Below are 22,792 nucleotides of genomic sequence, written 5' to 3'. Positions count from 1 at the left end.
AAGGACACGCTCAGCCGAGCGTCTGGGAGTGGCGTTCGCGACGGCGGTACACCGCCAGGCCCGCCAAGGGAGCCAAAAGCCACAAAGCCAGAGGCCCGCCGCCGCCATTGCCGTAGGAGACCTGGTTGCCGTCCTCGGCGGTCGCCGGAGTGCTGACATAGACCACGGTGGAAGCTGAGACCTGGGCACCTGCAGCACCGCTTGCTACATCACAGGTCAGGGTGTAGCGATAGGTGCCCCGGGCCGGACGTAGCTCGACGCTGCCCTGTGTGGCCACGGAGCCCACCCAGTCGCCTGCTGTCGATGCCGCAGAACATTGCTTGGCGTTATTGGTGATCCAGGTCAATGAGACGGTTTCACCGGCCTTGATCTCACCGGCGCTAGCCACGAGACTGGCATCGGCACGCGGGGTTTCGGCCGAATCCACGGCGAGCTGGAAAACCGTGCCGAAATCCGTGGGAACGACCTGTCCGGCACTGTTCAGATAATGGCCTCCCATGGCGGTTGCGCCATAGAGGCGCCCGTCACCGCCCGCGCGCAATCCCACAGGCTTGCGTCCATCCGTGCCCGAGAAGGAATGCACCAGCTCGAAGCCGCCTTGCGTGACCTGTCCTTCGCCATTCACCAGAATGCTTGCCGGCCGGATGCGGTAGACGGTGCCGCAACCCACTTCGGAATTGGCCGCTGCACTGGACGGCGTGCACATATTGGCGCCGCCGGACAGGGTTGTGCCGTAGATAGCGCCGTCCGCAGCTCGCGCCAGGGGCCCGCGTGGCGTTGCCCCGTCGGTATCGCTGAAGGTATGCAGGATCTGCAAAGGCCCGCCGCTCTTGGCAATGCGATACAGCGCACCATAGGGCCTGGGACCATCGTAGTAGGGCAGATCCCTGCCGTAACTCAGCGTCGCGCTTGGAGCCCACTTGCGCGATCCGCAAGAAGGGTTGTCGCGCGTGATGCTCTTGATGAAGGTGCCGGTGAGCGTGCTGTTCGCGTACACATAGCAGTCTCCGACCGAGGTTGCGCCATACAGATAGCCGTCGCCACCATCGATCAGCGACGACAGACCATGCTCCTGCCCTGCCCCCAAGGTGCGGTTGGTGACGTCACCGCCTGCCGTCACCCCTGCTTCATAGGCAATGCCACTGGGGTAAAGCACAAAGCCCTCGTTGGTGACGTTGTCCTGGACATTGATTTCACCCTCGGCCAGCGTAAAGGTATGGAGCACGGTAAAGCCGCTCCCGTCGGCCGGGTTGATACGGTAGAGCGTTCCCGTGGGGGTGCTCGCTGCCGTCGGCGTCGACGCAGCCAGTGGGAGGCCGCGGTTGTAGGCAGTCACGCCATACAGCAGGCCGTCCTGCCCCAGAATCAGGTCGTTCACAGACTGGCGCATGCCCGAGGGTCCGGCCGAAAACTCATGCAGCGTGCTTACCTTGCCGGAGGCGATATCAATCTTGAAAACCCGCCCCTGTCCCTTGGGCCCCTTGTCCACGCCATACAAGTTGTCCTGCGCATCAATGACCAGTGCACCGTTGGGCGAATACAGCTGCCCCTTCGTTCCCTGCAGGACGCCTGAATTGGCACCGTCGTAGTCGGTACGCACGATCACACCCAGGCCCACTGCGGGCGAGTAGACGATGTCGCTGGGCTGGTTCTTGCCCGCGTACCTCTCGCCATAGGTGTTGCTCATTACTGCATAGAGGCTGCCATCGGAGGCCTTCACCGGTGTGCTCGAAATACGGCCGTGAAGGTCATTGACGGGGTTGTAGGCCACGCGCTCGTAGACCGAGACTCCGGCGCGCATGGTGTACATGCCCAGCGAGGTATACATCTGCGAAGACAGCACGTTGGGGCCGCCACCGTTGAAGCCGCCGAACAGATAGCCTGCGCTGGATCCGGGACGCACCGCATACAGTGGGGGAGAGGTAGGGAAGCGCGCCCCGGGCCAGCCAATGGTTCCGTCGGGCGTGGTGACATCGTCGCCGGCGGGCCGCAATGCGGTGAGCATGGTCAGCCGGGCATCGCTGACCTTGGTCTGCGCGGCGGATGGCATGGCGGCACAAAGCGCCGCGGCGATGCAGGCTGCAGCGGGCCAATGCAGCGGCCTGCCATGAAGAGCGGAAAAGGACATCACAGGGACCTTTGGGAAAAGACGGACGGATGGAAGCAGCGGCAAGGCGCGGGCCCGGGCCGAGGCTCAGAACTGAATGGACAAGGTGGCGATGGCGGTACGGCCAGGGCCGATGAAATAGCTGCCGCCCTGCATCTCGGAGTAGTTCAGATCGCGCAGGTTGTTGATGGACACACGCAAGGTGGCGTTGGGAGTGATTTCGTAGCTTGCCCAGAGGTCGAACAGACGCCAGGATTTCTGGTTGTAGCGCTCGCCCTGCGTGGTCCAGACGCTGCTGTTGGTGCTGGGAGACTGAAAGCGCATGCGGCCGCCCAGCGTCAGCTTCTTGTCGAGCAGACGCACACCGGCGCTCAGGCTGGCGGTCTTTCTGGGCGGCAGCACATACCAGATGTTGGCGTCGCCCGACTGACCCAGATTGTTGTTGGGGTAGCCCGTCAGACTGCCCAGAGGGAAGGAGTCATAACCACCCTTGCCGGTGTTGACGAGCATGTGGGTGTAGTTGAGGCTGCCGAAGACGCGACCGTTGTCATAGTCGCCCTGCAGCTCCAGGCCCTTGCTGCGAAAAGGGTCCTGCAGATTCACGTAGGCATAGGGCCCCAGCAAGCCGCCCCCGGCGGTATCGATGGGCGACATGATGCGCGCGAGCGTCACATAGTCGTTGACCTTGTTGTTGAACCAGGCCGCTTTCACTCGCAGCTTGTCGCCCTTGCTCAGCACATCGTCAAACATGCCATTGGCCCCGACCTCCCAGTTGCGCGAGCGCTCTGCGCGCAGATCCGGGTTGGGGTAGTAGGGAAAGAGGCTGCCCGTATGCTGGCCCCACATCAACGCCTCCGTCAGTGCTGGCGGACGCATGCCCCGGCCCACGCTGGCAAACAGCTGTATGGGCTCCACCGGTTTGACGGCCAGCGCCAAGCGGGGCGCGAAAGCGCCATCGTTGCGATCAGCCTTGAAGCGGGTGTACAGCGCCGTCGACGGGGGGCGCACGCCCGGAGGGTTGATGAGCGAGCCGACGCGCATGCGTCCATCCCCCTGCATGCCGTACCAGTCATAGCGCAGGCCACCTGTTAGTTCCAGCCAGTCGCTGTGCATCCAGTTGAGTTCCCCGAACAAGCTGGCAACGGTGCGCTTGCCTTTTGGGGTCGAGCCCGCATACAGCGCCGTCGTGCCGGCATCCGCCCCCACCGAGAGCGCTTGTGCCTGCGGGTCGGTCCAGTCGTGGAAGAACTCCGCTCCGGTCTTGAGCAGCGCTGCATCCCTGGCTCCCCACTGAAGGCGGGAGGTGTTCTCGAGCGTCCCCCCCACGGTACTGGTCTGGTACTGCAGGTCATAGGCATAGGGGTCCAGCGTGCCGCCCGCGTAGCGATGCGCCTGATTGCGGGTACGGGTGTAGTAGAGGCTGGACTTGAGATCCACCAGAGCGCTTGCGGACGGGTTCCACGCGTAGTTGGCGAGCAAGGTATCGGTACGGACATGGTTGAGAATGCCACCGCCACTGGCCGACTGCGGCTTCTCGCCGAACTTCGCATCCATGCCGATATAGCTGAACTTGAGCTGCTGTTCAGGCGCGAAACGCCAGGTGCTCTTGAGCAATACCGAAGTCTGATCCTGCGAGGTCAGCTGGCTCACGCCATGAACCTGACCATCCACATCGTCCGTCATGGAGCCGCGGCGGCCCTTTTCAAATTCGCCGACTTTCTTGCGACTGACCAGCATTACCAGATCAAGGTCCTCACGGGGCTTGAGGCCCAGAGCCGCACTGCCGGCAAAGTGATAGCCGTTGTTGCCACTCGAAAGATTCAGCCGGGCGCCGCGGGTGCTGCCGTCCTTTATCAGGTCGTCTGCTTCGAGGGTGCGGAAGTTGACAACCCCCGCAATCATCCCTGCGCCGCCCACTGTGGAGGTTGGTCCTTTGGAGATATCCACACCGCCCAGCATTTCCGGATCGAGATACACCGAGCCGTTGGAGCCATGTCCGCTTTGCTGGTAGTTCTGGCGTGTGCCGTCGATCATCACGTTGACCCGGCCAAAATCCTGCATGCCGCGAATATTCACCGACACCCCCGGATCCCTGCGGCTTTGCGAGGTGTAGACACCCGGCACTTCTGCAAGAACATCGGCAGTATTGCGCGGTGGCAAACGGTCGATCTCCTCGCGCGTGACCACGGCCACCGAGGCTGCCGTCTCGAACACCTGCTGGCGCGCATCCTTTTTCGCGACGACCAGCACCTCGCCCAGATTGCGTTCCTGCACACCGGCCCGTGCGCCTTGTGCCGCTTTCGGGGAACGGGCAGCTGCCGGCAGAACACGCCATGCGCCCGGCCCTTCGCTTTGCGCCTGCAGCGGATGATCCTCCAGCAGCGAATCCAGCGCGGCTTGAACCGTTGCCATGCCCTTGAATCCTCGGCTCTGCTTGCCTTGCACCAGGCCCGGTTCAAACGCGATCATGACCTGAGCCTCACGGGCCAGTTGATTCAGCACCGCTTCCACAGGAGCTGCGGGAATCGAATACGAACGCAACGCCTGATTGCTCGCCTGGGACGCGATTTGCGCATGGGCAGCCACCGGCGCCAGCGTGCCCCAGGCAAGGCTGACTGCGGCAGCGGTCAGGGCAAGTGCGGCGGGGTGCCTAGGCGCGGATGCACGCATGCGTGGCAGGCGACGGGGGAGCATGAATAAGTCCTTTCTGAAAGCCGCCATGTCAGACCGGCCAAACGGCGGTCTTTTTCAAGGCGCTACTGTTAACAAGGACGAAGCAGCTCGCCAAACCCGTAATGTTTTTTTGAATTTTTTTTGTGCCTGTGCGACCAGTCAGAAAATTTCAGCCGCGCGGCACCAGCGTGACCCAGTAACGCGTGCGTCGACGCAACTCCAGAGGCCATGTTTTCTGCAGTAGATCCAGGCTGCGCTCGGTGTCCCTCAGACTGAACACTCCGGAGATAGGCAGTTGCGCCACACGCTCGTCGCAAGCCAGATAGCCTGCCCGGTATCGGCCGAGCTGCGCCACGAGGACCGACAGCGGCATGCTTCGGGCCACCAGCAACCCATCCGTCCACGCGTCGCCGTCACCGTCGCCGGCCTTCAGCTCATGAACTCCCGAAGCATCGAACCAGGCCTGCTCGCCCTGACGCAGAAGCTGGACTTGTGACGTCGCTTGAGGTCTGAGCTCGACGGCATCGCTCAATACCTGCACCTGGGTGCCGTCCTCCCGCACCTGCGCCTGAAAGCGGGTGCCAAGCGCTCGCACCTGACCGTGTGGCGTCTGAACGAACAAAGGACGATAGCGCTGCGCCTCGCTGTCGGACCCCGAGGTCAGCGCAATGCGCCCCTTGATCAGAACCAGGCGTCTCTCGCCCTCATCGAAGCGCAGGTTCACGGCCGTCGAAGTGTCCATCAGCATGACGGAGCCGTCGGCGAGCACCATGCGGCGCACTTCGCCCACTCCGGTACGAAGATCGGCCAGCAAGGCACTGTCGCGCCAATGCCGATTCGCGATCAGTACGCTACACCCGGTCCCCATCGCAATGGCCATCAGGCCCATGGCCTTGCGCCGCCCCATATGCTTGCTCGCGCCATTCAGGGTCTGTTGCGCCAGAGCGGCCGGTACCGCCGGCATGGCGGCAAAACGACTTTGAATGCCCTGCAATCGCTCCCAGGCCAGGGCATGCTCGGGCGCGGCCTCTCTCCAGAGCCTGCACTCATCCCAGACGGCTGCGGAGGCACTGCCCCCCTGAAGACGCACCAGCCATGCGATGGCCTTCTGCACCACCTCCGGCGATGGCTCGTTCGGAGCTGCGCTCATGCCGCGGCATCCAGATAAACGATGCGGTAGCAGTGCGCAAAGGCCGCCGCCATGTATTTCTCGACCGAGCTCAGGGACACACCCAGACGCGCCGCCACTTCCTTGTAGGTCAGCCCATCGAGCTGCGCCAGCAAAAAGGCACTGCGCGCGCGGGCACCCAGCCCGTCCAGCATGCGATCTATCTGCTCCAGTGCCTGCAGCACAATGGCCCGCTCCTCGGGCGAAGGACATACGGGCTCCGGCATCTGGGCCAAGGTCTCAAGATAGGCCCGCTCCAGAGACATGCGCCGGCAATGATCGATCAGCACGCTGCGTGCCACCGTGGCGAGAAAGGCCCGCGGCTCCTGCAACTCCTCCGGGCACTGCCTGAGCAGACGCATATAGGTATCCTGCGCCAGGTCTGACGCGTCCTGCACACAATGCACTCGCCGCCTCAGCCAGTTCACCAGCCATCCGTGGTGGTCGCAATAAAGCGTGTGTAAAAGAGAAGAAGAACTAGCTTGCACACCAACCATGGCTCATGATTTCCGTACGGCTCAAATTTAATTACTGAGAATCATTCTCAATTGTATTCATTTGAAACACATACCATGCTTATCCTTGAATAGCTCAGGGGAATGCAGAGCTGATCCCCAGTCATGAATCGCCCAACGCTCCGGGAAGGGCCTGCCCGACAGACACCGGCCAGTGATCGGAAACCTGCGTATACCGCCTTCCTAGGCCTTGCAAGCCGAATCAAGAAACAAATAAAAATCATTCTCAATAAAGTCTATACTCGGCTTTACATTTCTTCGCGCGCCAGCATGATTTCTTGACACAAGCCAGCCAGCGAACCAGCCGCACCGTTTGTCTGTCTGTCTGTCATGCTGAGCTTCCCGTCTAACTGCGTTCCCTTGCCACGGGCATTTCGCCCGCGCTTTGTCCTTGCGGCTTCTGAATGCCGCAATCCTTGCCGCCCGCCAGCGCATCAGGAGGCGGCATGAAAGCCAGCGCCCCCCTTGCGTATTACCGGCTTGCCGTTGCCTCGCGCAGCCTGGCTGCCGCCCTCGGCGGCTATGCGCTCGCAGCCGCCAGTACCGCCGCCCTGAGTCTGCTGCTGAGTTTGCTGATGAGTCGCGTGGAGGCGGTGATGACGGCCACCCTGCTGTCCTGGGTCGTCTACGCCATGGCGATTGGCTGGACCTTCTATGCGCGCACAGCCTGGCTTGCCTGGGCCGGAGTGCTTCTTCCTACGCTGCTCTTGGGGACAGTGATTTACGGGACATCGTGGTGGGGAGTGCAGGCATGACCGGCTCTCGAACCACGCACCAGCCCGAGCAGGAAGGTTTTCGCCAGGCCATGTCCTGGTTGCACACCTGGTCAGGTCTGATTCTGGGCTGGCTTCTGTTTGCGATTTTCGTCACCGGCACGCTGAGCTTCTTCAAGAGCGAATTCAATCTGTGGATGCGGCCCGAGTTGCATGGTCTGCCCGCGTCCGACAGCGACGTCGCACAACGCGCCCAGGTGGCGCTGCACGAGCATGCGCCGGGCGTCAGCAACTTCATCATGCGCCTGCCCGATGAACGCACGCCGGCCGTGAATGTACTGTGGCGCGACAAGCCCAACAGCCGCTTCGAGACCTTGCTGCTGCACCCGCAGACCGGTGCCGCACTGCAGGCCCGCGAGACCGCTGGCGGAGAATTCTTCTACCGCTTCCATTTCGAACTTCGCACCGCCCACAAAGGGCGCTGGACGATCCAGGGGCGCTGGATCGTGGGCGTAGCCACGCTGATGATGTTCATTGCCTTGCTGACCGGCGTGGTCACGCATCGCCGCATCTTCAAGGACTTCTTCACCTTTCGCCCGCGCAAGGGCGGACAGCGCGCCTGGCTGGACGCACACAACGTCTCGGGGGTGCTGGTGCTGCCCTTTTATCTGATGATCACCTTCAGCGGTCTGATGATTTTTCACGCCATGTATATGCCGGCCGGCATAGCCGCCGCCTACCCTGGCGCCAAAGGAACGGACACGCAAAGCTATTTCTCCGAGCTGCAGGGCGATGTTCCCGGTGCACGCAGCGCCAGGCGCGGCGGCAACGCCCAGGCCGAGCCCCTGCCCATGCTGGATCTGGCCCCCATGCTGAGCCAGGCGAGTCTGTTATGGCAAGGCGGCCGTGTCGGCAGCATCACGGTGCGCAGCGACAGCCAGGGCCCGCTGGTGGAGATCACCCGCCATGACGGCGACAGACTGCAATATGGGCCGGCGCGGCTGCGCTTCGACGGCCGCAGCGGCCAGCTGCAGACCCAGGTCGATCCGCAAGGCCCGGCCATCAAGACCTATGGCGTGCTCTATGGCCTGCATCTGGGGCGCTTCGCCGATACCGGGATGCGCTGGGTGCTGTTTGGCTTTGGCGTCCTGGGTTCGCTGATGATTGCCTCGGGACTGATACTGTGGTCCGTCAAGCGCCGCGTCCAGGCCCTGCGCAAGACGCCTGCCGCCCCCCTGCCCTTTGGCGAAAGGCTGGTGGCAAGTTTCAATATCGGCCTCATGGGCGGCCTGCCGCTGGCGATCGCGGCCTATCTGCTGGCCAACCGGCTGCTGCCCCTGGAAATGCCAGGCCGACCCGATGCCGAGCTGTCCTGCTTTTTCGGCATCTGGATACTGGCCTTGCTGCTGGGCCTGATCCGGCCTTCACGCCAGGGCTGGGCACTGGTCCTGGGCCTGGCCGCCCTCGCCTATCTGCTTTTGCCCTTGGTCAATGCCCTGACCACCTCCACCCATCTGGGCATCAGCCTGCCAGCCCTGGACTGGAGCTGGGCCGGCATGGACCTGAGTTTTGCGGCCACGGGACTGATGCTTGCCGCCCTCACCCGGCATCTGCTCAGGCACAAGCCCCTGCCCGTAGCCAGACATGCAGGCCCTGCCAAGTCCGAGCGCAAACCCAACGCCGCGCGGATTCCCGGCGACAGCACGGCGCAGGAGGCTTAGCAGATGCTGCTCGACTTTCTGTTGTGCTTTGCCGCCTGGACGGCCTTGGCCTTGGCCATGGACCGACATCACGAAGACGCCTGGCCCGGGGTGGAGAGTGAAGCCCCTGCAGCCGCACTGCTGCGCCAGCGCCTGTTCAAGAGTGGCTGGGCCCTGCTGGGCTTGTCCCTGGGCATTGCCCTGTGCTTTCCGGCTACGAGCAGCGTCGCCCTGTCGGCGACGGCCTGGACCGCAGCTCTGTGCCTGTCGGCTCTGGCCGCCACCGCCCTGGCCACCTGGCAAGCGCCGCGCCTGCCCGTGCTCGGCCTGGCAGCGCTGGGCCTGGCATTACTGGTTTTTTGCTTCAGCCGCTTCGGTCATTGAGACACCGAGCCGGACCCGCCCGGGCCAGCCGCCGCCCATCGATGACCCGCAAGCACGAGGAAAGCGCAGGGTCACGCCTCGGCTCGGCACTCGCGTGTGGACACCGGCCCGACAGTCTTCGCTCAAGCATAGCCCTTCATTCAACTACCAGCATCCAAGGAGATTTTCATGCGCCACTTTCATCATGCCCTAGGCCTCGCCACCTTTGTGCTTGCCAGCCTTGGCACGGCCCAGGCCCATCAGGTCTGGCTGGAGAACAATGGCGGCCAGGCCCAGCTGTTCTTTGGCGAGTTCAACGACAACCTGCGCGAGACTTCGCCCGGTGCGCTGGACAAATTTCTGGCCACGCCCACGCTGGCCCAGCAAACAGCCAGCGGTACACAGCAACTGAGCGGCCAACGAAATGCCACAGGCTTCAGCTACAACGCCGCAAGTCAGGCCCAAACCCTTTTTGCCAGCGCCGCCTATCCCTTGATCGACCGCAGCAAGCGCAATGAGCCAGCCCTGCTATGGGTGCCTGCGGCCCGCTGGGTGGCAACGCCGGCACAGGCCGTGGCCGTCAATGCCCAGGCCCTTGATCTGGTGCCCACAGGCACGCCGGGGCAGCTCATGGTGAGCTTCAATGGAATGGCACTGCCCAAGACCAAGGTGCAGATCGTCGCACCGTCAGGCTGGTCGCGCGAGGCACAAAGCGACGAGCAAGGCCGCGTCAACTTTGCCCTGCCCTGGAAGGGACTGTATGTGGCCGAGGTGCATCACAGCCACAAGCAAGGCGGCGAGGCGCAAGGCAAGAGCTATGGCGAGGCCAGCTATGTGACCACGTTGAGCTTCAGCGTCGAAGACGGCATGCCATCACCCGCCCTGCCTGCAGCCGCCAAGCCCTGACATGCAAGCACATGCCGCGCCAGCAAACCCTCCAACCCTGACGGTCCTTCTCCGTAGCAGCCATTTGACAACCGCACCATGAACTCCCCATTTCCCGGCGTAACCAACCGACGATCACTGGCCTTGCTCAGTACCCTGGCCTGTCTGAGCCTGGGCACACAGGCTCAGACCCCGCCTTCCACCACCAGCACCAACAGCAATGCAGAAGTCACGCTCGCTCCTGTTACCGTGCAAGACAATCTGGCCGGCGAAACCGCCACAGGCCCGGTCACCGGCTTTGTCGCACGACGGGCGATTTCGGCCACCAAGACAGATACGCCCCTGATCGAAACGCCGCAATCGATCAGCGTGGTCACGCGCGACCAGTTCGAGGCCCAGGGGGTGACTACCCTGCGTGAAACCACACGTTATACGGCGGGCATCAACTCCAGCTATTTCGACAACCGCGTGGACTCCTTCAAGGCGCGCGGCGGCGATGTCAGCCAGTACCAGGACGGATTGCTGCGCACTTACGGCACCTACAACAACATCAAGGTCGAGCCCTACACGCTGGAGCGCGTGGAGTTTCTGCGCGGCCCTTCCTCCGTGCTCTACGGCCAGGGCAGCGTGGGCGGCGTGCTCAACCTGACCAGCAAGCGCCCGCAGGCCGAGCGGCTGAATGAGGTGCAGATTCAGCTTGGAAGCCACGGTCGCAAGCAGATTGCCAGCGACATGACCGGCGCCATAGACGAGGAAGGCAAGTGGCTTTATCGCCTGGTGGCCGTGGGCCGCGACAGCAACACCCAGGTCGACCACGTCAAGGACGACCGCGTGGTGATTGCGCCCTCCCTGACCTATCGTCCCAGCACCGATACCTCGCTCACGCTGCAAGCCCTGTACCAGAAGGACAAGAGCGGCTCCATCACCCAGTTCTTTCCCTGGCAGGGCACGCGCCTGCCCAGCCCCTACGGACAGATTCCTACCCGCACCTTTATCAGCGAACCAGGCTGGGACAAGTACGACTCCGAAAACAAATCCTTTGGCTATCTGTTCAGCCACCGCCTGAACTCGCAATGGACACTGCGCCAGAACCTGCGCCGCACCATCAGCGAAGTGGACTACCGTACGCTCTACACCAGCTTTGCCGCCAATGCAGCCACCGGCCGCCCTGCTCGCCCGGTGTTTGACGCCAATGGCCGCACCGTACAGCGCGATGCCGTATGGCAGATCAACGGCGGACGCATGCTGCTGGTCGACACGCAGCTCGAAGGCCTGCTGCAGACCGGCGAGGTACAACACCAGTTGCTGGCCGGCATGGACTGGCAGCGCAACACCAGCAACCAGTCCAACTGGCGCGGGCCAGGCACAGCCCTGGATGTCTACAACCCCGTGTATGGCACGTTCATGCCGCCCTCGGCCTCCCAGCTGGTACGTGCGCCCAACGTGGCACAGCGCCAGCTCGGTTTCTATCTGCAAGATCAGTTGCGCTGGGGCCCCTGGACCGCGACGGTGGGCCTGCGTCACGACAAGGCCAAAACCGAGACCGAAGGTCGCCCGGCTGCGGCTGCCGACGACTCTGCCACCACCAAGCGCCTGGGCGTGACCTACCAGGCCGGCGGCGGCTGGGCACCGTATGTCAGCTATACGGAATCCTTCCAGCCACTGGGCGGTGTGGATTTCTATGGCACGCCGTTCAAGCCCCAACGCGGCAAACAGCTGGAAGCCGGCGTCAAATGGATTCCGGAGGGCAAAGGTCTGTCTGGCTATGCCGCGGTCTATGGACTGCGCGAACAGAATCGCAAGACCAATGACCCAGCCAACCCACTCAACAGCCTGCAGCTGGGCGAGGTCAAAACCCAGGGCTTTGAAGCCGAGCTGATCGCCAGCCTGGCCAGAAACTGGGACTGGACACTGGCCTACGCCTATACCGACGCCAAGATCAGCCGCAGCAACGCTGGCGACCAGGGCCAGCGTGTAGCAGCGGTATCACGCCATATGGCATCGAGCTGGCTAATGCACCGCTTTGCGGCCCAGGGCCGCGGCGGCTGGAGCGTTGGCGCGGGCCTGCGCTATATCGGGCCGCAGTGGAGCGGCACCTCTGCCATCGACACGCCCTCTGCCCTGCTGGCCGACGCGATGGTGGCCTATGACGCTGGCGACTGGCGCCTGGCACTGCATGCCAACAATATCGGCGACAAGGTGGTGATCACCCAATGTCTGTCGCGTGGCGACTGCTTCTACGGCGAACGCCGCAACTTCCTGCTGACTGCCAGCTATCGCTATTGAGCGAGCAGCTCGGGCCGGCAACAGGAGTTTCCGTCCCGGTTCCCCGGGGCCTGCCATACTGGCGGGCTCCAAGCATTGCCCCCGTGCAGCCGCTGCACTCGGTCCGGCATGCTGCACGTGCAAGCGGTTGCCGCCGCCTTATCTTCTCTGTCCAACAGCCATCGATCTTCAGCGCACGCAAGAACTACTCGTTGGGAGGCTGCTTGGCAGGTTCCCTGGGGAATAGCTCCTCCCTTCCGCCTTCGATCGGATTCGGGCTATTGGGATCGGAGGGGTCCATCGGATCCGCAGGATATTGTGGCTGCTGCGATGGATGGGGATTGGCTGGCTGCTCAGGCACAGCAGGCGGCGTGCTGGCAACTGCATTCCCAGCCATGTTCTTGGGGGTCGCGGACTCACTTCTATGCTGTTCGGCAATGACGGTCGGCTCAGATGCCTTGTTCTCTGAGGGCTTGTCGTTTGCGCAATATTCCGTGGTACTGGCTGCGGAATGCTGATTGCCGTTCATAACAAACTCCTTGAAAGAGCCGCATCGGCAGAGGCGGCTGGTGTGAAGCGCTCACGACAATGAGCGCTGCAGTGCCGGGCTGATTCAGATCCACGGCACGCCGTAGTAGTCATGGACACGCCTTCCGTACTCATCGGTGTATTCGGGCACGGTGTCCACGGGATATCGAGGTCCTTCACGCAGTTGTTCCTTGGACAGGGAAACAACGTAGCCCTCCTGATTCACGTCGTATTTCAGAGTGCTCCATGGCAATGGATGACGATCAGTACCCATCCCCAGGAAACCGCCAAACGCCATGACGGCGTAGCGAACCTGGCCAGATATCTTGTCGATCATCAAGGACTCGATCGAGCCCAGCTTTTCGCCAGCCGGGTTATATACCTTGGTGCCGTCCACCTTGGACGATGAAATGAGAGCGGATGTGGTGATCATGTGAACTCCTTGCTTGAACCGACCACCGGGAAGCCCGGTGGCTATTGAGAATTTCGACTGCTTAACGCCGGCTGAGCACCAATCCAATCAGTGCGCCAACCGCCAATGCCCCGCCCACTGCACGCCAGGGTGAGTCGTGTACATAGGCATCCGCAGCCTGCGCTGCGGCCTTGGATTCGCAAACTGCATTGGACGAGGCGGTTCTCACTTTCTCCAGCGTTGATGCTGCCTTGCTGAACAGCAGCGACGCTGCCGGATCCGCATCGCGCCCCTTGGAGGCGAGGACTTCCTTCAAGTCATCCAGCAACTGGCTCAGGTCGTTGGCGAGGTCAGCGGTATTCGCTTTTCGAAATCTCATGTGAGCTCCTTTCGTGAACATGTGAGGTTCAGAGTAAGCACACGAGCTTGGAGTTGCTGTAGGCCGAGCCCGGGCCTGGCAATCTGAAATGTGACCTGAGGCAACGACGTCCTCATCACTCAAACTGAGGATCAGAACCCTCCTCGTGAACAGGCCGGCCCCGCGCATGCCCGGTCGGTGCGGGGTATGCGGTGTTTGTCATGGCAAGCGACTTCGAACCTCTCGACGCTGAATCCGTGAATCGACCCATAGCATCTGGACACGTCATTCACAGCTTCGAACATGTCTTGTCGCATGGACTACACGGCACTCCTGGTCACTACACCAGACTGAGGTTTCGAAAGGAGGCGCTTATGAAACCGAAAGACCATTTGACGGTGGCAAGCCCTGACGAAGCCAAGGTAAACCTCAGGAAAAAGGGCGACTCGGGGGCACATGGCAACGAGTCCCAGTTGCCGCACGAGCGGGATCAGTCATTGCATGCAACCGGCGGCAATGTTCACCCGGAGATGGAGCAAGCCCACAACGACCTCAAAAGAGGTCTGGTCGATACCGATGCCAGGGCCAGCGATGGACGCCCCTTGGGTAGCCGAAGAACGACCTAGTCCAGCTCAGGTCTTGCATGACCGTCACTACACAGGAGATCCGATGCCATACCTTGATATTTCCCAATCCAATTCCAGGCCCCTAAAACTGCACTATCAAGACTTTGGGAGTGGTCCGCCCGTTGTGCTCATTCATGGCTGGCCTCTGAGCGCACGCACCTGGGAGCCTCAGATTGCCGATCTGGTTGATGCCGGATTCAGGGTGATTGCCTATGACCGACGAGGCTTTGGCGCCTCCTCCCAACCCTGGGGTGGCTACGACTACGACTCGCTGGCCAGAGACCTCAATGAGCTGATCACGGAGCTTGAACTGGAGAAAGTCTGCTTGGTGGGCTTCTCCATGGGCGGCGGCGAAGTGGCTCGCTACATCGGGACCTACGGCACCGCCTTTATCCGATGTGCGGTGTTCGCAGCGGCTGTTCCACCGTTCCTTCTCAAGTGCGAGACGAACCCGCAAGGAGCGGTCTCCGAAGCGGACGTTGCGAAGAAGGAGCAGGCCGTGCTCCAGGATCGTCTGAGTTTTCTGGATGAATTCACGCAGAAATTCTTCTCGAATGCGCCAGACAGCTTGCTGGTCAGCGAGGCACAGCGCGAGTACGCCAGGACGATTGCGGCATTTGCCTCGGCGAAGGCAACCCATGCCTGCATCGGTTCCTTCTCGAGAACCGACTTCCGCGACAATCTGCAGAAAATTGATGTGCCTACGCTCATCATTCATGGCGACAGCGACCGCATTGTTCCTCTGGAGGTCAGCGGGGCCAGAACCCACGATGCAGTGAGAGGCAGTCACATCCATATCATCAAGAACGGGCCGCACGGCTGCAATCTCTCGCATGCCCGGGAGTTCAATCGGGCGCTGATCGATTTCATCAAGGCTCACTGAGTCTCTTTCTTCGCTGCTTTGGAAAGAGTCTGCCTTGATTTCAACCAACCCCTACCAGGCCTGCATTGATGAATGCAACGGCTGTACCGCCGCTTGCGATTCATGCTTTGCATGCCTGCCTCAAGGAAAGCGATGTGCAGATGATGACCTGCTGCCTCATGCTGGATGTTGACTGTGCAGCAATCTGATGTCTCGCTGCGTTCTCCATGGCTCGCAACAGCGAGATGGCCAGGCATGTGCCAATGAATGCAAACAGCACCCGCCCGCTTACGTCAAGCCTGTGCAGATGCCTGCAAAAGTGTGCCGCAGACTGTGAGCCATCTCTTCAACTTTGTCTGATGAGACGCTGATCTGAGCCGACGTCGCTATGGCTTGGATTGGGGCTTGGCTCTGCCCGAGCCGGACTTTTTCCCGCCCCCGGACTCTTTGTTCACCGTGGCCCAGGCGATCTCTTGGGCTCTTTTTTCGCTCACTCCCCGCTCCTCATAGCTCTCTTCGATATGTGCAGCCTGGCGCTTCTGCTTGTCCGTGTATTTGGACTTGTCCCCTCTTGGCATCTGCGGCCTCCTTCAGGGCTGGGGCGCAGGTTCTGGCGGAAGCTGCACCGGAGGAACATCCTGGGGAGGATCGATCGGCTTGGGCTTGGAGGGAGCAACACCTGGAGGCCGATTCGGATCCTCAAGCGGGGGGAGATTGGGGGCATCGGGGCCGGTCGCATTCAGAATTTTCATGACCTGTCTCCTTGGACTTCATCCCACCTTACTGTCGCTGCTGAAGCAAGTAAATGGCAGAGCCTGGTCGATGGCGATCATCGTTACAAAAGACAGGTTTGGTCTTCGACTTCCTACAAAGTGGTTTTTGATGACGCGTCATGCTTGAACCACAGCAAGCAACCGCTTGTTGTTCACCTCAACTGAAGGACTAGAGTTATGCAACAGCAAAACAACCAGCAGAACAACGTGAATCAACAAGGTCAAAACGCGGCGGATCAGCAAAAAAAGCAGCAACAGCAGCAAGCCCCAAAGCAGCAACAGCCTGGGCAGCAGCAGGGTCAGCAGAAGCAGCAACAGGCAAAATAGGACGTGATAACGCGACCAGTGAGCTTGAAGATGTTTGCCACCCTTTGACAAACAAGCAGTATCGAAGCCTTTACTGGCCGCTACAGATGGGGCAACCTATCAAGAGTCCGAATTTCAATCAGCAGCAGTGCAAATGCAATAAGCGGCAACTCGGCGAGGAAACAAAGCCATCGCCTAGTATTCAAATGCATTGACTGCCCACGCTGAAGGACTGCTTGATACGACCCTGAAATTTGCCCGCTTCGGCGGGCACTTTTATGGGTTCATCCAACTCTTACCGACACCAACTGGTCTTGTGGCGCAGCTGGCAGCACACCCAGAATCTGGGGCGCATCTTCTTCGATCGATTGAATGACGACACTTCCATCCATATGCAGATGGACTCGTACCGAAACATTCGCGTCAATATCGGTAAACGCGACATCGGAGTCCAGACCCTGCCAACCATCTTCGATACAGAGCTTTCTGTTCAGCAAAGCCTGTACAAGCACTTCAGGAGCACCGCCCTCAAGATGAGTTTGCGCCCACAAACTCATGATCAGATCATGCGCGTCCTGCTGACAATGACATGGCTTTGCGGCTTCAATCTTGCTCAGCCAGTCATGCAGCTTTAAATCAAATGGCGCAGGCGTTCCTGGAATTGGCATGTTCCTCCCGTTTGTAAGAATGATCCTTCAACTTACGCGAAGTCATCCCTAGCTCTAAACGGTTTTACCCAAAGTAACAAGATTCACACAGCACCAGCCTTGAGTGTTCGTGTTTCTCAAATGCTGTTCTTCAGCGCCTCCCAGATCGATCTCCGTCAAGTTGATCGCCAGATATTCCTCATTCAGATGGCGGCGGCATGAGCCAAAGAACAGGTACCCCAGGCCTCATTCCGAAGAAAATCAAGCTCCTGAAGCCGATGGGCAGTGCGTCACGCAATACACAATCTCGACCCGTACTGACTTCCTCATATTTCACAGGTCCTCAGGCACACATCCGGATATATCGATATCCATGCAGATCTGAGGCATACATGAAAAAAGGCGGAGCATGAAACTCCGCCCCTACGTCTTCAGAGTACTGAGCTTATTGACCGAAACGTCTCTTGGCATCCGCTACACAGGCCTCTTTGACATCGCCGGACAACGGATCACAGCGCTCTTTGGCAGCCTTGTAGTCCGCTTCCCTGGTTTTCTCGCTGGCGTCCTTTCTTGCGTTGGCAATATCACCTGGCTTTGCAGACGGATCATTTCGAACTTCGGAAACTTTCGCGGACTCCAGTGCCTTCACATGCGCGGCCTTTGCATCTTTTTGACACACATCTTTCGAATTGCCAGAGAAGTCGTCGCACTTTTCCTTGGCCACTCCGTAATCGGTATCAGCCTTCGCTCTGGCGACCGCATACTGGTTTTTTTCGTTGGGCTCGGCTTTGTATTTCAGCTCCGCTGACGACACCTTCTCAGCGCCTTTCGCCTGCTCTTCACAGACGTCCTTGGCATTGCCCTTCAGTGTTTTGCATTGCTCTTTGGCGGCCTTGTACTCCGCGCTGATACGTTGCTTCTCTGCTGTGTGTTCCGCGGGAGTCAAAGCGAAAGCCGATGTGGTTAATGCGGTTGCGGCGTAAACGATGGCCAGCTTAGGGTTGAACTTCATGACACTTTCCTTTTCAGGTTGTTATCACGATGCCTTTAGACATACGCAATGGATCGTTAACCCGCCCAACGGCGGCGCTGCCTGAGCGTGCGCCTCTGTTGTGCAGGGCGAACTTTGACTCTAGGACTCATATGCCTGGCACAGCGTCAGGCATACCTAAAAATGAGGGTGGGTCTGAGCCTACGCTGGCCATCCACAGGCGCTCATCGGTTCAGGGCCCGGAACCCGCTGCAGCCAGGAATGCACGAGGCTCCCAGGCCCGGTCTGACATGGAGCAACTTCAAAAATCGGACTGCGCTTCAGCGAGACTTATGCGAAGTTGTCTCACAGACATGCATGGCGATGCCATCTAAGTTTGGACATACGCGGCTGGCCTGACTCCGGCAGGAGCTGCCAGCCTTGTGTTCACCCCATCACTCAGAGACCCACGTATGTCCCAAATTGCACAAAGGAAAAACGCTCACGCGCGACTGAAGATTGATACCCAAGCTCTGGAAAGAGCCAAGCGCAGCCTGGATGACGGAGCTGTCGTTGAAGAAAAAAGCCCCTGGCGCGAGGACATCATCCAGCTGCTGAATGACTCCCTGGCCACCGAACTGGTCTGCATTCTGCGATACAAACGGCACCACTTCACCGCTACCGGCCTGTCCTCTCCAGCCATAGCTGGTGAATTTCTCGTACATGCCAACGAGGAGCAATCCCATGCCGATCGAATAGCTGCGCGCATTGTCCAACTGGGCGGTGAGCCCGACTTCAATCCGGCCACGCTTGTTGACCGCAGTCACGCTGACTACGATGAGCAACTGGATCTGCATTCCATGATTCGGGCCAACCTCGTTGCGGAACGTGTGGCTATCGAGGCCTACACACAGATGATTGCCCTCATCGGAGATAAAGACCACACGACTCGCCGTCTGATTGAGCAGATCCTTGAACAGGAGCAGGAGCACGCTGACGAGCTGTCCGACTGGATGCATAAATAGCAGCCGCCATCAGCATCTGAGCGGGGTATGGGGCCCAATCCACCGACTCCAGTATCCGTTGCCGCAGCTCAGCCAGCCATTGCCAACACCCGAAGCCGACGCAGGCAGCGCTGTTATCTCGGGCACGTGTTATCTCACACGCGGTGTCCTCACCGCGATGAGCGCCTTGAGTTTGCCGCGCTGCAGTCCGTGCATGCCCACCCGCTGTACAGCCACCGCATGCTGTGCAAAGCCGTGCATCGGTCAATGCCATGCCGCTCTTCGGCCACACTCCAGAATTGGAAACCGATGACCCGAGGCTTCAGTGCTACAGCAAGGTTCTCATCGCTGTCATTCAGCCCTGGAATGAGCAGCCGCTGGAAACGATCCGGTTTGCTGACGAACAGAACACAGCTACCAGAGGCTAAAAACCGGCTTCTCGCCAGAAGACACTTGTCGCAGTTTTCACAAACTGCGCTGCAGCGGCTTCCCAACGACCGCGAATGGCGACTTTGCCACGCCAGCGGTGCTGAAAACCGGTGTCGGCCTCCAGCGGTGTCACCACATCCAGCACCACTCTGTAGACCGGGCGCTCCGGGTACAGGGTCGATTGCATGCTTCGAACCTGAATCATGCCGCCAGCCGCCGAAGACAGCGCCGCCTCCGAGAGAGTACGACTCGCATCCTGATCGACGCTGCGCACCCTCAGATCCAGCACCGACCCCACACCAGCGTCAGCGATGAAAATTGCGCTGTCGCCGGTGCTGATGCGCTGGACATCTTCTTCCTGCACATAGGCAAGAACCTCCAAGCGATCACGGCCCACGACTCTGCCCAGCAGTTCGTTGCGGGCGAGCCAGTCTCCCTGCCGCAGATCAGGATCCACATCTCGCAGCACTCCGGCGCCCGAGGCATTCAGCCGGTATCGGCTGGCTTCGGTTTCCACCGCCTGCTGTTGGGTGGCCGCCTGCAGCTGGCGCTCCTGCAGAACCTGCCAATCTCGGCGCAGCTCCGAGTCGAAACCTGCCGCAGCTATTTGCTGTGAATACTGGATTCTCTGGGCATCGTTCTGAGCCTGAGCAGCCTTGAGCGCCGGGGAATCCAGCACAAAGACAGGCGCATCCAGCGCAATCGTATCTGCGTTGCCAAGTATTTGCTGTTGCAGCTGCGATGCGTCAAGCGCATGCAAAGGCCAAATATCACTGGATTGCAACATGCCCTCCGTGCGAATCGGAGCAGGCATCGGAAGCCAGCACAGCGCAACAAGGACAAAGGCACCGACAGCGCTCCAACGAGCTCTTCGACTACGCACGATTTGAGGCCAGCGTGAAGACCACGCTGAAATCTCTGACCACACAGGCTTGGCAATGAACCACACGATTTCCACCAGAAACAGCAAAATACCCAACGCCTTGATGAAGAAGTGATAGACCAAGGCCGCAATACCCAAGAAAAGAACCAGTCGATAAATCCAGGTAGCCCAGGCAAACAGGATCAGCCCGCGGCGTTTGGCATTGGAGAAAAACTCTGGCGGAGGTTCTCCGAGCTTGAATAATCTCTCTCTCATATCCCAGCGTGCCAGGGCAAAGGCACGTGAGTGCAAATTGGGCATTTGCAGAAAGTCGGACAGCAGAAAATACCCATCAAAGCGCATGAATGGGCTTGCATTGATGGCCAGGGTGCTGACCCATGTCGTGGTGGCCAGCAAGAAGGCCATGGATTTAGGTGCCCCCTCCGGCAACCAGACCCAGGCCAGCAAGGCCCATGCGGCAATGATCAGCTCCGTTGCAATTCCGGCGCCCGCCACCTTGAGGCGCTGGTCACGCCGTGTCAACTTCCAGACCTCATTGGTATCTGTGTATGCCACCGGCCATAGCACCAGAAAGGCGACGCCCATGGTGGGAACGCGGCATCCGAATCGCTTGGCAGTCAAGCCGTGCCCCAGCTCATGCAATACCTTGACAAACCCCAAAGTCAAGCCGTAGGCCGCCAGGCCTTGCCAGGTCAGCGAATCAACCAAGGTCGCGGCAAACACACCCCACGCGCGGGAAACGCCCCAAAGTCCAGCGCACAGAGCCAGCAAGGTAATCCAGCCGAAAGCTCGACTGAAAAGAAAGTCCAGCCGCGGCGCCCATCGTGTCAGCCAGCGATCGGGCTTGATCAGAGGGACCCGAAAGAAGAGGTAGTTATGCAAAAGCCATTGCATCCAGCTTGAACGCCTGGACTGCCAACGCTCGGCCAGCGTGCCCGCACTATTGGGAAGTGGCTCCAGTAGATCATTGCGCTGCGCAAACTGGAAAAGCGCGTTCACGTCCTCCTGATGCAGCGTCAATGTCGTTTGAGCATTCACATCCTGCACAATCGCTTCAGCGGCCCCAAAATGCCAGCGCTTGAACACCTCAAAGCTGGCCCAGTCCAGCTGGAAAAACAGATTACGCACGGGATCATGCAGGGTCCAGCTGGGCTGGCCATCGGGCAGCACAGGACCGGCAAGCAAATCCAGCTCTTCACGCAATGCAGGCCATGCGGTACTCATGCCGACTTACCAGGCAAGGAACTGCCGCAGGACAGCCCAGGGCTTGCGCAAAACCCAATAGACCAGGGGCACCCAATCGCCTTGCAGTTTGGCGGTACCTTTGAGGCCAATACGGGCCTCCTCCCTATTGGGCGGCATGGTGGCTCGCACCCGGTAGGCATAGCTACCATCCGGCCTGGCACTGGCGTCATATGCCATGTACCGGAGCTTGCCCTCCAGACTCGCCATAGGATTGGCAGCCAGATACAGCTTCACTGTCGAAGCTTGTGTCAATGGAATGGCATCGCCGATGGGAACCCAGGCTTCGATTTCCACCTCATCAGGCCGGGCAATGCGCATCACGCGCTCGCCCGTCTGCACAGGCTTGCCCAACCATTCCGTGGGGGAGTCAAACAGGACCATGCCATCTTCAGGTGCCAGCACCCGGCTGCGCTCACGCTGATCGCTCAGGTATTGCACCTCGGCGCGCTTCTCGCCTATACGCCCGACGAGCACGGCCAGCTGCGCCTTGGAACGAGCATCGCCCAAGGCCAGCTGGGCCGATTGCCGGTACTCGGCCTCAGCGGTCAGCAAGGCTTGCTGGGCAACTTCCAATCGGCTGCCGATCTGCGCCTCATCCAGTCCAAACAAGCGTTCACCTTTACGAACCACTTGGTTGGGCTGGACATGAATCTGATCGATGACGCCATCCAGAGGTGCTCTCAACACCACAGGCTGGGCCGCTACCAGTTCACCCGGAGCAAGAACGCTCATATGCACGGGGACAGCACCAATCGCAATAAGCCCGCCAATGATCCAGACAGGCTTTTTCTGCCACCAGCTCCTGGCCGCAGCTACTGATACCGCAGGCTTTCGCCAGAACCTGGATTGGCCTGCCTGCAATGCGGAGTACGCATGGAACCAGATATGACACCATTCGGCGAGTAGCGGAAAACGCTGCTCTTCAACAGGCTGCGCCCCTGAAAGCAACAACCCGCCGCAACAAACAGGTGTCTGGGCATCCTGCACAAGAGGCACCCATATCGCATAGGCACCCAGCCATTCGTTCCAGGAACCGGCCAGCTCGGGAGGAAGCTGAGCCGGTTCAAAGCGCCGAACCTGAACGGATGGCTGCGCCTGGAGAAACTGGCCAACCCCGTGGAGCCACTGCGCATAAGGAGTGTTCCTGTCGGTCTCGACCACGCCGGACAGCGCCGTCACACCCTCCTTGTCCAGCCACAAACATGCTTGACGGTAAGGCACGAGCAAACGGCTGTCGTTGACCAGCAAAAAACGCAGTTCGGCGCTGCTGCGCGCGGCCCTGGCTCGATGCCCAAGCTCGAGCAGCAGCATTGCCGGGTTTGCGTTCTGAGGAGAAACGGCTGCATTCATCGCACAACCG

The 22,792-nt window shown here is 60.3% G+C and carries 21 protein-coding genes; 9 read left to right on the top strand and 12 right to left on the bottom strand.

The features are described 5' to 3' along the window. Positions 1–10 precede the first annotated feature (10 nt). The 4 genes from O987_RS09525 to O987_RS09510 form a co-directional block, all read right to left on the bottom strand. Positions 11–2,128 (bottom strand): choice-of-anchor tandem repeat GloVer-containing protein, encoded by a 2,118-nt coding sequence (locus O987_RS09525; RefSeq protein ID WP_043371897.1) that lies wholly within the window; start codon positions 2,126–2,128, stop codon positions 11–13. Between the two features lie 66 nt (positions 2,129–2,194). Beyond that, positions 2,195–4,801, bottom strand: coding sequence for a TonB-dependent receptor (locus O987_RS09520; RefSeq protein ID WP_043376296.1), 2,607 nt, complete (start codon positions 4,799–4,801; stop codon positions 2,195–2,197). Positions 4,802–4,949: 148 nt separating this feature from the next. After that, the gene (locus O987_RS09515) at positions 4,950–5,930 is read right to left on the bottom strand and encodes a FecR domain-containing protein (protein WP_043371894.1); all 981 of its coding nucleotides are present in this window, start codon (positions 5,928–5,930) and stop codon (positions 4,950–4,952) included. Then, on the bottom strand, positions 5,927–6,445 hold the full coding sequence (locus tag O987_RS09510) for a sigma-70 family RNA polymerase sigma factor (RefSeq protein ID WP_029158818.1): 519 nt from the start codon (positions 6,443–6,445) through the stop codon (positions 5,927–5,929). The genes O987_RS09515 and O987_RS09510 overlap by 4 nt, the downstream gene beginning before the upstream one ends. 464 nt (positions 6,446–6,909) lie before the next feature. On the opposite strand from O987_RS09510, the gene O987_RS09505 reads away from it, so the two are divergent. The 5 genes from O987_RS09505 to O987_RS09485 all read left to right on the top strand — a co-directional run bounded on the left by O987_RS09505 (position 6,910) and on the right by O987_RS09485 (position 12,410). Then, complete coding sequence (locus tag O987_RS09505; protein ID WP_003056870.1) at positions 6,910–7,218, top strand: DUF3649 domain-containing protein; 309 nt, start codon at positions 6,910–6,912, stop codon at positions 7,216–7,218. Further along, positions 7,215–8,897, top strand: coding sequence for a PepSY-associated TM helix domain-containing protein (locus O987_RS09500; RefSeq protein WP_043371892.1), 1,683 nt, complete (start codon positions 7,215–7,217; stop codon positions 8,895–8,897). Before O987_RS09505 ends, O987_RS09500 begins: the two co-directional genes overlap by 4 nt. Before the next feature lie 3 nt (positions 8,898–8,900). Then, positions 8,901–9,260 (top strand): DUF3325 domain-containing protein, encoded by a 360-nt coding sequence (locus O987_RS09495; RefSeq protein WP_003056872.1) that lies wholly within the window; start codon positions 8,901–8,903, stop codon positions 9,258–9,260. Positions 9,261–9,428: 168 nt separating this feature from the next. After that, the gene (locus O987_RS09490; RefSeq protein WP_043371890.1) at positions 9,429–10,145 is read left to right on the top strand and encodes a TonB-dependent receptor; all 717 of its coding nucleotides are present in this window, start codon (positions 9,429–9,431) and stop codon (positions 10,143–10,145) included. A 78-nt stretch (positions 10,146–10,223) separates the two neighbouring features. Beyond that, the gene (locus tag O987_RS09485; protein WP_043371888.1) at positions 10,224–12,410 is read left to right on the top strand and encodes a TonB-dependent siderophore receptor; all 2,187 of its coding nucleotides are present in this window, start codon (positions 10,224–10,226) and stop codon (positions 12,408–12,410) included. Between the two features lie 184 nt (positions 12,411–12,594). On the opposite strand, the gene O987_RS28715 is transcribed toward O987_RS09485, so the two are convergent. From O987_RS28715 to O987_RS09475, 3 genes are all read right to left on the bottom strand, one after another. Beyond that, positions 12,595–12,918 (bottom strand): hypothetical protein, encoded by a 324-nt coding sequence (locus O987_RS28715; RefSeq protein WP_003056878.1) that lies wholly within the window; start codon positions 12,916–12,918, stop codon positions 12,595–12,597. Positions 12,919–13,002: 84 nt separating this feature from the next. After that, entirely contained in the window at positions 13,003–13,350 is a 348-nt protein-coding gene (locus O987_RS09480) for a PRC-barrel domain-containing protein (protein WP_003056880.1), read from the bottom strand. 61 nt (positions 13,351–13,411) lie between these two features. Further along, a complete protein-coding gene (locus tag O987_RS09475) occupies positions 13,412–13,708 on the bottom strand; it encodes a DUF883 family protein (RefSeq protein WP_029158817.1) in 297 nt (98 codons plus the stop codon). 353 nt (positions 13,709–14,061) lie between these two features. Here O987_RS09475 and O987_RS09470 point away from each other — a divergent pair, with 353 nt between their 5' ends. Together O987_RS09470 and O987_RS09465 are read left to right on the top strand one after the other, a co-directional pair. Continuing rightward, positions 14,062–14,313, top strand: coding sequence for a hypothetical protein (locus O987_RS09470; protein WP_043371885.1), 252 nt, complete (start codon positions 14,062–14,064; stop codon positions 14,311–14,313). Between the two features lie 13 nt (positions 14,314–14,326). Then, positions 14,327–15,196, top strand: coding sequence for an alpha/beta fold hydrolase (locus O987_RS09465; protein WP_291607968.1), 870 nt, complete (start codon positions 14,327–14,329; stop codon positions 15,194–15,196). A 569-nt stretch (positions 15,197–15,765) separates the two neighbouring features. Here O987_RS09465 and O987_RS29040 read toward each other — a convergent pair. Then, positions 15,766–15,927 carry a hypothetical protein gene (locus O987_RS29040; protein WP_003056892.1) on the bottom strand — a complete coding sequence of 54 codons (162 nt, stop codon included), beginning with the start codon at positions 15,925–15,927 and terminating at the stop codon, positions 15,766–15,768. Between the two features lie 198 nt (positions 15,928–16,125). Between O987_RS29040 and O987_RS09450 the strand changes: the two genes are divergently transcribed. Next, on the top strand, positions 16,126–16,275 hold the full coding sequence (locus O987_RS09450; protein WP_003056894.1) for a hypothetical protein: 150 nt from the start codon (positions 16,126–16,128) through the stop codon (positions 16,273–16,275). A gap of 263 nt (positions 16,276–16,538) precedes the next feature. Here O987_RS09450 and O987_RS29205 read toward each other — a convergent pair whose 3' ends face one another. After that, on the bottom strand, positions 16,539–16,922 hold the full coding sequence (locus tag O987_RS29205) for a hypothetical protein (RefSeq protein WP_172671722.1): 384 nt from the start codon (positions 16,920–16,922) through the stop codon (positions 16,539–16,541). 424 nt (positions 16,923–17,346) lie between these two features. Continuing rightward, the gene (locus tag O987_RS09440) at positions 17,347–17,913 is read right to left on the bottom strand and encodes a hypothetical protein (protein WP_043371879.1); all 567 of its coding nucleotides are present in this window, start codon (positions 17,911–17,913) and stop codon (positions 17,347–17,349) included. A gap of 431 nt (positions 17,914–18,344) precedes the next feature. Here O987_RS09440 and O987_RS09435 point away from each other — a divergent pair, with 431 nt between their 5' ends. Next, positions 18,345–18,896 carry a ferritin-like domain-containing protein gene (locus O987_RS09435; RefSeq protein ID WP_003056899.1) on the top strand — a complete coding sequence of 184 codons (552 nt, stop codon included), beginning with the start codon at positions 18,345–18,347 and terminating at the stop codon, positions 18,894–18,896. Between the two features lie 403 nt (positions 18,897–19,299). Here O987_RS09435 and O987_RS09430 read toward each other — a convergent pair whose 3' ends face one another. Together O987_RS09430 and O987_RS09425 are read right to left on the bottom strand one after the other, a co-directional pair. After that, on the bottom strand, positions 19,300–21,411 hold the full coding sequence (locus O987_RS09430) for a site-2 protease family protein (protein WP_200879597.1): 2,112 nt from the start codon (positions 21,409–21,411) through the stop codon (positions 19,300–19,302). A 6-nt stretch (positions 21,412–21,417) separates the two neighbouring features. Further along, positions 21,418–22,782: an efflux RND transporter periplasmic adaptor subunit gene (locus O987_RS09425; RefSeq protein WP_043371875.1), complete on the bottom strand. Its 1,365-nt coding sequence runs from the start codon at positions 22,780–22,782 to the stop codon at positions 21,418–21,420. Positions 22,783–22,792 lie beyond the last annotated feature (10 nt).

Origin of the sequence: Comamonas testosteroni TK102, assembly GCF_000739375.1 — a bacterium.
Lineage (GTDB): Bacteria > Pseudomonadota > Gammaproteobacteria > Burkholderiales > Burkholderiaceae_C > Comamonas > Comamonas brasiliensis.
Note: the sequence above shows the minus strand (reverse complement) of the source record. Positions and strands in the feature narration are given on the sequence as shown.